Genomic DNA, 15,406 nt, shown 5'->3' with positions numbered 1-15,406 from the left:
GAGCTTGAAGGGAGAGGAACGCCATGACCATCGAAGCCAGCTTCCGCCGGGCCAATCAAATATGCAATCGTTATATTACAAAAGTGGAGCAAACAGGGCTTTCATTGTCCATTTTGTATTGGGGATTCATGCCCGATCATTTCGACAATGCCTTCCACCGTCATTCCTTTTTTGAGGCTTGTTATGTGGTAGACGGTGAAGGAAGCTACATAGAACAAAACCAGCATTATGCTTTAAATAAAGGAACAGCATTTCTATCTCTTCCGGGCGTATGGCATCAAATCCGCAGCCAGACCGGATTGACGCTTTCTTATGTGGCTTTCGAACTGGATGAGACCCACACAGATGCTTATTATACTGAATCCTTCCGTCGCCTTGCCGAGCTTGGACAAAGCGTAGCCCAGCAAGCGGACCTTACGCCAACTGGCCATTTATGGCAAGCGCTCATTACTTCTTTCGACCAGCCTGGGGCAACTCTTCCTCTTGCTGTAAAGCAAATTTCCGCTTCTCTGTTGTTATCGATAGCAGATTTGCACGTTCCGACTCGAACAGACTCGGCTGACACGGGAGAGCAGCCCGTGGAACCAAATACGTTGTTCCGACAGGCCAAACGGTACATTGATGATAATCTGATCAATGAGCTTACGCTTATGACGGTGTCAAGGCACCTCCACATTTCATCCCGTCACCTGACCCGATTGTTTCAGGAAAATCTAGGGCAGTCCTTCGTTCATTACATTCAGGAACGGCGCGTGCGGCAAGCCGCTGGGCTGTTGTTAAATGAACAGACACCAATTAAAGATATCGCCATCCAGTGCGGGTTCCAATCCGTGCATTATTTTACCCGGATATTCACCCGCGAGCTTGGTGTTTCCCCGGCCAAATTCCGACGCAATCAGTTTGCCGAAGGCCGCTCTGGCAAAATGCATTACCCACCCCGAATGTCCTGATTGTACAAAAACACAGCTTGATCGTTTAAAGACAGCACCTCCAACTCCCTATACAATGATGAACATAAATCGATATAGAGTTGGAGGTTTTAAACATGCCCCGAATAGCCCCTTTGGCCTTTCAAACCAACCCAATTAATTTCATTCAGCTTCAGCCCGACCAAGAGGCAGAACCGGGGATCTGGAATGCGTATGAAGAATGGATTGATCTAATTTGGCCCGAATGTGTACAGAATGATTTGCTTCCTTTTTATATGGTCATTGATGGTACGCATGGTGCCGCATTCAGCGAATATCTGGAAATACTTCGGTCGCGCTGCCACCTAGAGAGCAGGGTTTTAATTGAAATAGACAGCGCTGATTATTTAAAGTCTTCTGCAGATTTGCTTCAGCAGTTTCACCCTTATCTGACGGATAACCGTGCTTTTGGCGTTGTAGCCTCGGACGTCAGCGTTAAGGATTATTTCCGACCACGTGCACAGTCGGTCTGGCTCAGTGATGTAGACGATCAACTTCGGCTTTATCATTCCGCTGAACATGCAGAGGCCCAGTCGCCAAACGTAGATCAGTTAGCCCCCATCATTGTGACCTTTGGGCCTGGTTCTGGTTTCCTTTCTACAGCATCAGGTTTAACGAACGTTTCTCTATTTTGCGACTTATCGAGAGAAGCACAGCAGAAACTGCATCAGCAGGGGATGGGGTCTCTGGGGTTAGGTCCTTGCCTGGATACGGTCGAAACCTATAAACAGGCCTTGTTTCTGGAGTGGCCCGTCTGGGAGGAATATCGCAAACGCCACTTGTATGACTTTGACTACTACGTGGATACGAACAACCGGGAACGACCCATTTTGGTCACCGTTCCTATGCTGCGCCGACTTTTGGCTTCAACAGCCCAGCAGCCTTTTCGAGTAAAGCCGTTTTTTGCACCGGGGATTTGGGGCGGACAGTATTTAAAAGAACTATGCGACCTACCTAAGGATTGGAATAACTGCGCATGGGGGTTTGAACCTATCGCACCGGAAAACACGATATTAATCGGTTATCGGGATTTTATAGTGGAGCTTCCTTTCCCGCTATTACTGTCTGCTCATCCAGAAGCAATTATGGGCGAGCGCAATGTGCAACTGTTTGGCGACTATTTACCGATCCGGTTTGATTATCTCGATACGATCGACGGGGATCATCTGTCTTTGCAGGTCCACCCCCAGCAGGCATACATCGAGCACACCTTCAACGAAACGATGACGCAGCAGGAATCCTATTACATTATGGAACAGAAGGAAGGCGCCAAACCTTTTGTGGGACTGGGTTTCACGGAGGGTACAACCGGGGAGGAGCTGCTTCAGGCGGTTGAATCGGCCCACACCTTGGGACAACCGCTGAAGATCCCAGAATATGTGAACATTTGGGATGCGAATAAGGGTGACCTGTTTCTGATCCCGCCGGGCGCCGTACATTTTTCGGGCAAAAACAATCTGGTGCTGGAGATCTCTTCGACAACCTGGTGGTTTACCTTCAAAATATACGACCATTTGCGGCTGGACAGAGACGGGCGGCCGCGTCCGATCAACGGCGATCATGCCAGTGCCAACATGCAGGAACAGTTTGACACGGATTACGTTCAGAAGCATTTGATAGCGGTTCCAAAGGAAAGCCGAGTACAGGGAGACAGCAGGGAAGAGCTGCTAGGCGAACGGGAGGATCTGCTTTTTCAGATCAAAAGATTAAAACTGGACGGAGAGTGGATCGACGATACGGCTGGCGAGTTTGTTATGTTTAACCTCGTAGAAGGTGACCGTGTGCGGCTGACTCCGCTGGATGATAAGACAGCGGCTGTGGAGTGGGGGTACGCCGAAGCGTATATCGTTCCTGCCTCCGTCGGAGGTTTCCGTCTGGAGTCTCTGGGTGACCGATCGTGCACTCTGATCCGGGCACAGGTTTCCCCAGACTGGAACACGCCTCTGCTTCCGCATCACTGGAAATCTGGTGAACCTTTATGAACCCTGACGTCACGATTGCCATTGATGCCGGGGGGACCTTTTTGAAGGGTGCCGTCGTACTGAGTGACGGGAATCTTCTGCCACAACTTTATGTCAAAAGGTCATCGCACTCCGACAGTAGCGCGTATGAAATCGCCTCCAATCTGGCTGGCGTGATCCAGGAGCTTGCCGCTGCATACGTCGCCTACATGGAGAGGCTAAGTACCGATAAAGGGACCCGGGGCACTTTTGCCAATTTTCACATCGGTTTTGCTTTCCCCGGACCTTTTGAATACGACACAGGCGTTTCCCGTATCCAGGGATTGAATAAATACGAGCAGCTTTATGAATTCAATCTAAAAACACTGCTGCGGTGTGAATTAACGGCGCTTGCAGCGGAGCCCACTGCTGCTACATGGATGACCCAGCTTGCCGCCGCAGATATTCGTTTTGGCAATGATGCTGCCCTGTTCGCTCTGGGGGTCAGCAGGCTTTTTCCACAGGACAGATTGCTTTGCCTTACATTGGGAACGGGCCTCGGCTCCGCTTTTGTTGAGAACCAGTCCATTGTCAGCGGGAAATGGGGAATTCCCGACTCTGGCATGTTGTATGCCGAGCAATACAACGGAGGAACCGTGGATGATCTGTTCGGAAGCCGAGGGATTTTGGACTTGGCAGATAGCCATGATTCTCGAAGGCAGGGAGAGGACGTGTACCATCTGGCCATAGCGGCCAGACAGGGGAATTCCTCCGCCATCCGTGTATGGCAGCTTTACGGCCAGCGGCTTGGGGAAATGTTGCGTCCGTACGTGGCAGAGTTTCGCCCCGCTCGTCTGATCCTGGGGGGACAAATTGCCGAAACCCATGATCTATTTGGCGGCGCGCTTTCGGAAGCGCTCTTGCCCGAGAAGATTTCTCAGCATAATGAGAAACAAATGCAAGAGCATGTGTTCCACGGGATTTTCCAACTCGTAAAAGGTACCTAATCCACCAATAAAGGAGAAAAAAAGATGACACTCGAACAACAAATCAAACAGGCCGCCATCCCGACGCTTAAACGGAAATGGAAAATATATGTCATTCACCATTCCCATACTGACATTGGTTATACTGACCGGCAGGAGAAGATTGAACAATATCATATCGATTTTATCCGTCAGGCGCTGCGTATTGTTAATGATGCCCATAACGGTGTAAACCCCGAGTGGAAAGGGTTCCGTTGGACCTGTGAGACCTTCTGGGCTGTGGAGCAATTCCTGAAGCAGGCTCGAGACGAGGAAAAAGTTGCATTTGCTGATGCCGTGCGGCGCGGCGATATCGAGCTCTCCGGCACGTATTTGAATATGACCGAGCTGCCTGACCTACAGTTGTTGAACAAAATACACAGCAAAGCTCAGACATATGCCAAATCTATCGGTCACCCAATAGACAGTGCGATGACGGCGGATATCAATGGCTACAGCTGGGGATATGCCGATAGCCTGCTAAATAACGGAATCAGACATTTATTCAGCTGTATACATACTCATCACGGCATGTATGCGCTGGGCCGCAAGCAGTCCCCTTTCTGGTGGGAAGCTCCAAGTGGGGAACGCCTGCTGGTCTGGAATGGAGACCACTACATGCTTGGCAACGAGCTTGGTTTCTGTCCTGGTGCGCTTGGCAAATACATGATTCGTGATGAATTCGGCCACAGACTTGTGGAAACAGCGAACATTCATAATCAAATCGCCAATATTCGCATCCACCGGTACTTGGCCCAGCTTGAGGCGGAGCAGTATCCATACGATTTCGTGCCGATGATGCTGTCCGGATTGCCCACAGACAACGGATCGCCCAATAGCGCAATCATGGAATGGATCGATGCATGGAACCGTCAAAACGGCGAGGGGATTTCCGTGGAGATGAGTACGTTGAGTGGCTTTTTTGCCCGCTTGAAGGAGGAAGGGACGGATGGTCTGCCTGTGCATAAAGGGGATTGGCCTGACTGGTGGTCGGACGGTGTAAGCTCCACACCGATGCACACTCAGATTTACCGTGACGCACAGCGGACACTTCGCAAGGTGGAAAAGCTCGACCCTGAACAGAAAAGTGTTAGTCTCCAGGAAATCGAGGCTGTAGAGCAGGCGCTTACTCTTTATGCCGAACACACTTGGGGGTATCACTCCTCTGTTTATGAACCGTGGCACAAAAATGTGCAGATGCTTGAGGTTCGCAAGACAGCTAACGCTGCAGAGGCAAGCAAGCTTGCTTACCGCGCGCTAGATCAGGTGCTGCTTGCCGATAATGCCGCCACCTTGTACCCGGGGCGTCCTTATCGCTTCAAGGTAACGAATCTCTCGGAGCGGGAGGTAACCGAGTTGGTTCAGTTGAAGCTTGAAGGATGGGAACCGGATGAGCTATTGAACGGAGTAGAAGTAATCCGGGAGGACACGGGACAGGTGCTGATCCAGCAGTCAAGCCACCCGCAGACGATTATTGCGGAGCTTAAACTCCAAGGCATGGAGAGTTGCATACTGATTCTGCGCCCACTCCTGGCAGCGCAGAAGAGTCTTTCTTCCTTAACGTCAACCTCCAATTCGAAGCTGATCGGTGCTGACCAGGTGTATGATATGGAGGATATGTATTCCTTAACGACAGGCGGACAGCAAGCGCCGATCTCCGTTTGCCAAACTGGGCTGGAGTCCCCTTTTGTACGCTTGACTTGGTCGAAAGAGCGCGGCATTGTGTCGTGGATCGATAAGGAGACAGGACGCGAACTGCTGAAAGCGGATGATCTGTATGGGGCATTTACACCCATCTATGAGGTGACAAATCCGGCGAACCCTGCGGATGCATCTCAGGTATGGAGCGTCCGTTCCAAAATGGGACGCAACCGTAAAGGCTTGAACGTGGAGCGTTCGGTTGGTCAGCTTATCTCCGTGCGAGCGGTGGATAATGGACCGCTGTATGCTACCGTTGAGCTTGGTTATCAGCTCAAGGGTATCACCTATTTTTCACTACACTTGCGGATCTATACCCGTCAAAACCGGATGGATATTTCGGCGCGGTTCCATAAAGAGAGCATCTGGAATCCGGAGAACGTTTATCTGGCCCTGCCGTTCAACCCGGGAGGCACTGGGCCGGTTACCCTGTTTGCCGACAAGCCAGGAGGCCTCGTTCGCCCCTGGAAGGATCAGATTCCGGGAACTTGCCTGGATTATTCCGCTGTACAGTCGGGCATAGCCTGGCAGGATCATGACCGCAGTCTGCTGCTTGCTGTCCCGGACACACCTCTCGTGCAATGGGGAACGCTGGATTACGGGACCAGAAGGGTCCACACCCAGCAAGCACCTGACGCTCAACCGGAAGCCTATGCCTGGCTGATGACGAATTATTGGGAAACGAATTTCAAAGCGACATTGGGCGGTTTCTATGAGTTTCAATATCATATTTCGGCTGGCAGCAGACTTTCAGCTGAAGATATGGCCGCAGCTCTGCAGGCGTTGAACGAGCCATTTGTAGTTACCCGGGTTAACGAAAAATAAACCGAAGAGCAAAAGCCCTGACTCATTTAAGATCAGGGCAGGCATCAGATAACACGTAGCAGATATAGCTTATAGCCAACAAAACAACAACCAGCAGGCTTCCATGTGGAGGCTTGCTGGTTGTTGGCGTTCGATCTTTTAGTTTGTGTAAGATTTGGCGTTTTTGCTTAATGATGTAGTTAAAGCTGAAATGTATTTAAACCTACTCTTGAGCTGCCTCTAGCTCAGTAATTTGCGCTTTGTATTGCTTCAGAAGGTCGGCAAGGGAAGTCTTGATTGCCGCTTCGTCCTTAGCTGTTACAGCATTATTCAAATTACTTTGTGCTAAGAAGAATGCACTGGCAGCTGTAGTACCGCTAAATTGAAGACTTTCAGCATTTGCTATAACCGCGCTTGTTGTTCCGGTTGATTTTTCGTCAAGATTCAGAGGGCTGACGGCAATTGCCACTCCAGATTCTGCATTCTCAACTAATCCTTTCAGATCCGAACTGCTTGTGGTAATGGAGAAAGACAAGGTGTTCTTATTTTCGGAATTAGGCAATTTTTCGGCTTTTACACTCTCAACTGACGTAAGTTTGCCTTCATCAACCTTTAAGGCCTGCATTTCTTTGATCTCACCTGGTTTGGCGTTCTCGGAAACTTTCTTCCATTCATCAGAGTCTACGTCAACAGCAACCAAAGTGGCCATTACTCGGGATGTATAGTTTTGTGAAAGCAGTTTATTGTAACGGGCTAGCGTTTTTTCCCATTCGCTTACTGTTTCTGGCGCGTACTTTTTGGCCTGCTCCACTGGATTAGCCAATGTAAAGGTCGCAATGGCGGATTTAGCTTCTTTCAAGGTAGCAGTTCCATTTGTAACAGCATTTGCGTTAGCGGCGCTGTCGGCATTCGCGACAATCGGTGCGGAGATCGTAGTGAGCAGCAGGGCGGACAGGGCAACATTTCTGAATTTAAAACTGTAGTTCATTTTGTAACACTCCTTATGGTTTGGTTTGTCTTACAGTTATCAATTTACCGGAGGAGTGTGGCACAATATTGGTGTAATTGTGGAAAAACAATGGAAAAGCTCTTCCCATATATATACCTTTGGTATACTCACTATAGAGAAAAGTACAGGAGGCCCCGTTCATGAATAACGATTACCTCATCGCGGTTGTAGATGATGACGAAAATATACGCACACTGATTCAAGCTTATTTGCACAAAGAGAACTATCGAACGATAGGCCTTGCTAATGCCGAGGATGCCTGGTCTTTATATAGAATAAGTCCGCCGAGCATGTGGGTGATGGATATTATGCTGCCCGGAATGGATGGCTATGAATTGTGCAAACGCATCCGTAGTGAAGGAGAGGTACCCATTATTATGATCTCGGCGAAGGATAATGAGGTGGACAAAATACTTGGCCTTGAGCTAGGCAGTGACGATTATCTAGTGAAGCCTTTCAGCCCCCGTGAGCTGGTAGCCCGCATCAAGCGGCAGCTGGAACGTTGGATTAGACTTACCGGTGCGGAAGAAAGAGCTGTTGTAAGCGAAGCTGCGACGCCAAGAATCGATACCGGTGATCTTCAATTAATGTTGGAAGAGAGGCGGGCCATATGGAGAGGGGAAGAAGTGGACCTGACCAGCAAAGAGTTCACCATGCTCAAGGTACTGGCTGAACATCCGAATCGTGCGTTTACGAGGGACGAGCTGCTCAGTTTTGTCTGGGGAGAAGATTATTTTGGCAGTGACCGTGCCGTGGATCATTTAATTAAGCGGATTCGCAAAAAAATTGAGGAACTTCCCGTCGAGTCGGTGTGGGGACACGGGTATCGTATGCGTACAGATCGGAGTGAAGTTTAATATGAAACTTGTTCATCAAATTAACCTTGCGTTCGGATTGTCACTGGTTCTGATCCTCTCCGTCACGGCCGTCTTACTTCATTATGTGCTGCTGGATCATTTCATTGGAACAGAGAAGAATGATCTCAAGACGTTAAGTGCAGCGATGTCCGCTTCTATAACGAAAGCAGGGGATATCACAATGAGTCCTGTACTTTCTACTGGAGCTGCGGTCACGATGTCTAATTCGAATATAAAGGGTATGCAGTCCGTCCAGTTGGTAACGGGAGAAGTTACGAGTGCTCCTTCAACACTCATTCCTGCGGATGTTGAAGCCTTTGTCACTGATTTTAACGGAAATGTGCTGTCAGGGACTTTGTCTGTGAGTGGTACAACCGGAATGGCGAGCAGTAACACATTGACTGAAGCCGTACCAGCAAACTTGTCGAAATACACAGCGGTCACTTCGTCCAGCATCAAGGATCTGTGGAAGGGAACGGATGGGCGTTATGTGATGGATGTCAGTCCCATCCCCCAAGGAACCCTGACTCTGTTGACGCCCATGAGCAAGATCAAAGCAATTGAACAGGCGCTTCTGGGGCGTCTCATCCTGGTGATCTGTATCGTTGGAGCCATTATGTTCCTGCTCAGTTTGTTTATTACGAAAAGGCTGATTCAGCCATTGATGAATCTGAAGCAGGAACTTAAGAAGGTCAAACAACGTCATTTCACGGATGTGCAGCTGGTCAAGGCTGGCGGTGAGATTGGAGCTGTGGCACAGACGGTATACGAGATGGCTGGCGAACTGAACAGGTTCAATGAGGTGCAGAAGCAGTTTTTCCAGAATGCTTCTCATGAGCTGAAGACCCCTCTGATGTCCATTGCAGGCTATGCGGAGGGCATTCGAGATGGAATCTTTGAAGGTGAGAACGTTCGTAAAGGGTTGGATGTGATCCTGGGGGAGAGCGGTAGATTAGGCAAGATTGTGACCGAAATGACGCTGCTTGCGAAGCTGGATAGTGAAGAGGATATCTTCAAACCTTCCAAGGTCAGTCTGAACGAATTGTTGACGGAAACATCCGAACGTGTCAATCCGCTGCTTGTAAAGAAAGGACTTACACTCCATATCGCTTGTCCGGAGAATAAAGAGCTGTTCATCATGGCTGATCAGGATAAACTGCTGCAGGCACTGCTCAACGTCGTGACGAATGCCGCAAGATACGCCAAAGAAGAAATTCACATCACTGCGAACTTGGAAAAAGGGAAGATCGCGCTATCCGTTTCGGATGACGGTCCCGGCTTTCCGCAGGAGCTGCTGCCCACCTTATTCCACCGTTTTGTCAAAGGAAAAGACGGTGAGTCCGGACTGGGTCTGGCGATTGCTCGGGCCATTGTGGAACGCTGCGGCGGGCTGATTCAAGCCACCAACCGTAAGGAAGGAGGAGCTGTAATCTCGTTTGGCTTCCCTGCGGCCCAGCGTGTCTGAAAGGAAAGGACGGCAACTATATCCTTCTAGTTGCACCAAACCTCGAAGTGAGAGAAATAGTGGAAATACTCGAAGGGGTTCGTGTCGCCAATCACCAATATAAATACTCCGCTTAATTTGCTTTGTGTTTACTCTGCTCTCCCTGCCATATAGGGAGAGCTTTTTTTGAGTTTTGAGTACGGATGTGATGGGATGGGATGCCGTAGATACCACTACATGGATGCTTTGAATCCTTATGGCAGCAGCGATTCCTTATTCATTGTCGCGTTTTTACGGAAATCTAGCGGAGCTTGATTATAGTATTTTTTGAACTGATGGTAGAAGTGGCTGACGTTCTCAAATCCCGCTTCCAGTGCAATCTCAAGCACGCGAAGCTCAGTCGTGAGCAGCAAGTTTTTGGCTACATTCAGCCGAAGCTGATTAATATACTCTGTTGGTGTCTGATTCAGATATTGACGAAAGGCACGGTTCACATGACCAACGCTTCGACCTGACAATTCATAGAGCGCATGAAGACCACGAATCATGTTTTCTTTCAGCTGCATTTTGGAGATCGCATGCTCAAGCCACAGCGGGAGAATGGGTTGTTCAATGGTATCCAACTCAAAGAAATGCTGCGTAAAAATCTGAATAATCAGCCCTTTTGCGTATACGCGAGCCTTCTTCTTATCCACTGTGGAGAGCATCATAATCCGTTCAAAGCTTCGAACCATCTCTGTCATTTCTAACTGAGATAACATGGCAATCTGGGGAACGGGAGCCTGCAAGAGTCCTTGCGCATACTTCTGTTCATTCAAGTAGGCCAAAGCTTCATCTATTACTGCGGATCGACACGGGCTATTCAGAAAACGGCAGTCCTGAGTGCCTTCCGGCTCATAACGGTGAATATCGTGCGGTCGAATAAAGACGAGGCAGCCCGGCCTTAAATGCTGGGTTGTTCCATTGACGATATGTTGGCACTGCCCTTCACTTAGAATGAAGAACTCGTAAAAGTCATGGGTATGCTCGGGTGATACTTTCGATAAGGAATCGACCCAGAACGGATCTACGAGCAGGTCGGGATGGATGTGAGTAGACGCTGTGTATTTGATCATGGCTCTAACCTCTCCAATTATTGTTAATGTCAAAATAGCACACGAATTCCGTGAACACAACATAAGAAAGTATGGAGGCCTCTTGATAGAATGAAATAGATTACAAAGACATCAGGAGGTATCACAAATGTTGCTTATCGATCTCAATGGCAGGTGGCAAATGAAGAGAGTGGATCATGCCGAATGGCTTCCGGCGACGGTCCCAGGTTCGGTCTTTAATGATTTGCTACAAGCTGGACAAATGGAAGACCCTTACTACCGCGAGCAAGAGCGGGTGGCACTTGAACTGTGCAATTATGATTATGAATACAAACACTCTTTTGAAGTAAGCGAAGCGGATCTCAAGCATGACCGGATCATCCTGTTATGTGAAGGGTTGGATACGATTGGCGAATTGTTTCTGAATGGAATGAATATCGCGAATGTAAGTAATATGCATAGTACTTATGAAATCGATATTACCTCCTTTATCAAACAAGGTGAAAATACCATACACATTATTCTTCGTTCCCCTGTGGAGTATGTACTGCGTAAACAAGCCGAGCGCCCGTTGATTAACTGCAGTGATGCAGTAGAAGGAATCTCCCATTTGCGTAAAGCACACTCCATGTTCGGTTGGGATTGGGGTCCACAATTACCTGATTTGGGAATCTGGCGGAATATCTCCATTCAAGGCTATGATCATGCCCGTTTGGAAGATGTCTACATTACACAGATGCATAGCGAAAGTAAGGTAACCTTAGATGTTCGCGTAAGGGCATCTAGTTGGGTCCAAGAAGAGCGGGAGATCATGGTCACATTAGATACACCTTCCGGGGAGACATTGAAAGGATGCACGTCTGTCGTGAATGATGGGGATCATCATATCTGGATTGAAGTGGACCATCCCGAGTTATGGTGGCCGAATGGTCTGGGCAAACAGCCACTGTATCAGCTGAGCGTTGCGCTTATGGAACAAGGCGTGGAGTTGGATCGTGATGATAAGCGCATTGGACTGAGAACATTAACTGTGAAGCAAGAGCAGGATCAATGGGGTGAGTCCTTCGAATTCGAAGTGAACGGTGTATCTTTTTTCTCGATGGGTGCTGACTATATTCCGGAAGATAACATCTTGCCGCGCTGTAACCCAGATCGGACAGAACGATTGATCAAGAGCTGTGCGCAAGCCCATTTCAATACAATTCGTGTATGGGGTGGCGGACATTATCCAGAGAATTACTTCTATGATTTGTGCGACGAATACGGCTTGATTGTATGGCAGGACTTGATGTATGCCTGCGGTGTATATGAACTGACTGAGGAATTCAAGCAATCGATTACAAAAGAGACCATCGATAACATGAAACGCTTGCGTCATCATGCTTCATTAGGAATCTGGTGTGGAAACAATGAGCAGGAGATGGCTTGGGTCGAATGGGACTGGGCGAAGAAAACATCCTTACAGTTACAAGCAGACTATATTAAGCAATACGAGGTATTACTTCCGGCTATTGCGAAGGAATATGATCCGAACACGTTCTATTGGTTAGCTTCACCTTCATCCAAAGGCAGCTTCGACAATCCAAACGATGAAAATTACGGAGACATGCATTACTGGGATGTTTGGCATGGCAAGAAACCTTTTACCGAATTCCGCACATTGTTCCCGCGCTACATGTCCGAATTCGGATTGCAATCCTTCCCGAATCACAAGACCATAGAGACGTTTACGTTGCCGGAAGACCGCAATATCTTCTCACCGGTCATGGAATCTCATCAGAAGAATGGTACGGGCAATGAGAAAATTCTGTATTACATCGGGGAGACGTATCGCTTGCCAAAAGATTTCAATTCCCTGTTATACGCTTCACAGCTCATTCAGGCTGAAGGTATCTCATGTGGGGTAGAGCATTGGCGCAGACATCGTGGACGCTGTATGGGTGCACTGTACTGGCAATTGAATGATTGCTGGCCTGTTGCTTCCTGGTCCAGTATCGATTACTTTGGTCGCTGGAAAGCACTGCATTATGCAGCCAAACGCTTTTTCGCACCTGTTCTTGTATCGGCTCGGGAAGATGGTTCGAAGGGAGAAATTCACGTGTCGAATGAGAGTAGGAGTGCTGTAAAAGGAGAATTGAAATGGAGTCTCATGGATTCGCAATCCAATGAAATCGTAGCTTCTTCAAAAGTAATTGATTTGAAAGCGTTATCAACCTCATTATTCGAACAGCTTGATTTCACTGAGATGCTCGATACAACTGCTAAGAAACGGAATACGTATTTACAGTTTTCCTTTGTGGTGGATGGTGAAGTTGTCAGCGAAGGTACAGTGTTATTTGTGAAGCCAAAACATTTTGGTTTTATTGATCCTGCGATTGAGACCACGATGACAGAAGAAGAGGATCATTTTGTTATAACGGTTGATTCGAAAGCTTTTGCACGGTTTGTGGAGCTGGATTTCAGTGAAATAGACGGTATTTTCAGTAACAATTATTTTGACTTGTCAGCTGGTGAAAGAAAGACCATTTCTCTGAAGAAAGATGATCTCAACAAACCGGCATCCCTTGAAGAACTGCAATCACAGCTAATCGTACGCAGTGTATTTGATTTGTAAGTTGTTACTTCGCCTTTTCTGATATTGCCAATCCAATCGATAGATATCCGATCGTTATTATATGTTATCGCTTTCAATTGATCTCTATACTGATGGCAGAGGTGGTTAAATGATTGAACGACTGGCAAAATACCGTTGGCAATATGTAATGATTCTACCTGGTGCAATCCTACTGCTTCTCTTCAGCTACATTCCGATGGTGGGCATCCAGGTGGCATTCAAGGATTTTCACATCGGCAGCACGATGTGGAGTAGTGCATGGGTTGGTTTGGAAAACTTCTCATTCTTGCAAGATGAACAGTTCTGGATTGTGGTGAAGAATACAATTTACATCGCGATTCTCAAGTTTGTGTTCGGATTTCCAGCTCCTATTATTTTGGCATTGCTCATCAATGAGGTGAAAAACAACAAATACAAGCGGTTTGTCCAATCCGTAAGTTATCTTCCGCATTTCTTTTCGTGGATCGTGGTGGCTTACATTCTGCAATCCCTGCTGACGTTGGACGGCGGATTGGTCAATCAGTTGATAGAGAAGCTCGGGGGAGATTCAGTCTTTTTCTTGGGATCCACGGAGTGGTTCCGGCCCATGATCGTAGTGAGCGGTCTATGGAAGGAGGTAGGCTGGAATACGATCTTGTATCTGGCGGCAATTACAACGATTGACCCGCAGCTCTATGAAGCAGCTAGGGTGGAAGGAGCAGGACGGCTCGCACAAATTCGCAACATTACCCTGCCGGGTATAATGCCGACCATCTCCATCGTGTTGATTCTCAGTATGCCTGGACTGATTGCAGTAGGCATGGATCAAATCTATCCTCTGATGAATCCGGCCAATCAGCCAGTCGCGGATGTGCTAGACACATATATTTTACGCAATGGCTTGCAGCAAGGTTATTTTGGAATGGCCACTGCAGTGGGTCTCCTTTCTTCGGTCATCAGTCTGGTGTTGGTACTATGCACCAATCAGATGGCGCGAAAGTTCAACGGAGAGGGGCTTTGGTAATATGAGAACTTCTATGAGGGAACGGGTGGGTCAGACAATTATTGTGTTTCTATTGGCACTTCTCTGTATCTCGGTAATCTATCCATTCACGTATATGCTTGCCGTTTCCTTAAACGTTGGCAGTGATGCGGCAAAAGGCGGTGTCTATCTGTGGCCTAGGGAGTTTACTTTGTACAATTATGAGGTTGTGCTTGGGAATTCGGTTATTCAACATGCCTACTTAATTACGATATCCCGAACGATCGTAGGCACTTTTGTCGGCTTACTCATCACACTACTGGCGGCTTATGGCTTGTCCTATCGGCAGCTTCCTTTCAGGAAATCCCTCCTGGGATACGTGCTGATTACGATGCTGTTTAGTGGCGGATTAATCCCTTTGTATATCCAGCTTAATCACTTGTCATTATTAAACTCATTCTGGGTGTATATCATTCCGTCCGCATTCTCGGCGTGGAATATGTTTGTGATGATGAAATTCATCCAGGGGATTCCGGAAGCACTGATCGAATCGGCTGAGATTGATGGCGCCAATCCTGTCCGCATTCTCTTCGTTATTATTATGCCGCTTTCGAAACCCATGCTTGCAGCCATTGGCCTTTTTACTGCAGTGGGGCACTGGAATGACTGGTTTTCTGGCGCATTTTATGTTTCAGATCAGAATCTGATTCCGGTTCAAACGTTTTTGCAACAACTGCTGTCTGCCCAGGATATCTCGACTGTCCTCGGATCCAACAATAATCAGGAAGCGCTTGCCCGGGGCACCATGCTCTCTAACGTTACACTCATGTCCATCAAAATGGCGACAGTCATGGTAAGCGCGCTTCCGATCTTGTGTGTGTACCCATTCCTGCAAAAGTATTTTGTAAAAGGTGTGCTTATCGGCTCAGTAAAAGGATAACCCAATGAAAAATGAAGCAACAGAATGGGTTTTCTAATCCTATACAATTTCA

The 15,406-nt window shown here is 47.9% G+C and carries 11 protein-coding genes; 9 read left to right on the top strand and 2 right to left on the bottom strand.

Features of this window, described 5'->3' with window-relative positions:
- Positions 1-23 precede the first annotated feature (23 nt).
- From A6049_RS00415 to A6049_RS00400, 4 genes are all read left to right on the top strand, one after another.
- Complete coding sequence (locus A6049_RS00415; protein WP_063562703.1) at positions 24-950, top strand: AraC family transcriptional regulator; 927 nt, start codon at positions 24-26, stop codon at positions 948-950.
- Between the two features lie 95 nt (positions 951-1,045).
- Positions 1,046-2,950 (top strand): class I mannose-6-phosphate isomerase, encoded by a 1,905-nt coding sequence (locus tag A6049_RS00410; RefSeq protein ID WP_063562702.1) that lies wholly within the window; start codon positions 1,046-1,048, stop codon positions 2,948-2,950.
- On the top strand, positions 2,947-3,915 hold the full coding sequence (locus A6049_RS00405; protein WP_063562701.1) for an ROK family protein: 969 nt from the start codon (positions 2,947-2,949) through the stop codon (positions 3,913-3,915). The genes A6049_RS00410 and A6049_RS00405 overlap by 4 nt, the downstream gene beginning before the upstream one ends.
- Positions 3,916-3,939: 24 nt before the next feature.
- Positions 3,940-6,456 (top strand): glycoside hydrolase family 38 N-terminal domain-containing protein, encoded by a 2,517-nt coding sequence (locus A6049_RS00400; RefSeq protein ID WP_063562700.1) that lies wholly within the window; start codon positions 3,940-3,942, stop codon positions 6,454-6,456.
- Between the two features lie 202 nt (positions 6,457-6,658).
- Here the strand turns inward: A6049_RS00400 and A6049_RS00395 are convergent, their stop codons facing one another.
- On the bottom strand, positions 6,659-7,423 hold the full coding sequence (locus A6049_RS00395; RefSeq protein WP_063562699.1) for a hypothetical protein: 765 nt from the start codon (positions 7,421-7,423) through the stop codon (positions 6,659-6,661).
- 161 nt (positions 7,424-7,584) lie between these two features.
- Here A6049_RS00395 and A6049_RS00390 point away from each other — a divergent pair, with 161 nt between their 5' ends.
- On the top strand, positions 7,585-8,301 hold the full coding sequence (locus A6049_RS00390) for a response regulator transcription factor (protein WP_063562698.1): 717 nt from the start codon (positions 7,585-7,587) through the stop codon (positions 8,299-8,301).
- Position 8,302: 1 nt separating this feature from the next.
- Positions 8,303-9,766, top strand: coding sequence for a sensor histidine kinase (locus A6049_RS00385; RefSeq protein WP_063562697.1), 1,464 nt, complete (start codon positions 8,303-8,305; stop codon positions 9,764-9,766).
- A gap of 233 nt (positions 9,767-9,999) precedes the next feature.
- Here the strand turns inward: A6049_RS00385 and A6049_RS00380 are convergent, their stop codons facing one another.
- Positions 10,000-10,860: an AraC family transcriptional regulator gene (locus A6049_RS00380; RefSeq protein ID WP_063562696.1), complete on the bottom strand. Its 861-nt coding sequence runs from the start codon at positions 10,858-10,860 to the stop codon at positions 10,000-10,002.
- A gap of 127 nt (positions 10,861-10,987) precedes the next feature.
- Here A6049_RS00380 and A6049_RS00375 point away from each other — a divergent pair, with 127 nt between their 5' ends.
- From A6049_RS00375 to A6049_RS00365, 3 genes are all read left to right on the top strand, one after another.
- On the top strand, positions 10,988-13,453 hold the full coding sequence (locus tag A6049_RS00375) for a beta-mannosidase (protein ID WP_063562695.1): 2,466 nt from the start codon (positions 10,988-10,990) through the stop codon (positions 13,451-13,453).
- 109 nt (positions 13,454-13,562) lie between these two features.
- Entirely contained in the window at positions 13,563-14,456 is an 894-nt protein-coding gene (locus A6049_RS00370; RefSeq protein WP_063562694.1) for an ABC transporter permease, read from the top strand.
- 1 nt (position 14,457) lies between these two features.
- Positions 14,458-15,354, top strand: a complete 897-nt coding sequence (locus tag A6049_RS00365; protein ID WP_063562693.1) for a carbohydrate ABC transporter permease — start codon at positions 14,458-14,460, stop codon at positions 15,352-15,354.
- Positions 15,355-15,406 lie beyond the last annotated feature (52 nt).

The organism is Paenibacillus sp. O199 (assembly GCF_001636635.1).
In the GTDB taxonomy this organism is placed as follows: domain Bacteria; phylum Bacillota; class Bacilli; order Paenibacillales; family Paenibacillaceae; genus Paenibacillus; species Paenibacillus marchantiae.
The sequence above is the reverse complement of the archived record's forward strand: the minus strand, read 5'-3'. Positions and strand labels throughout refer to the sequence as shown.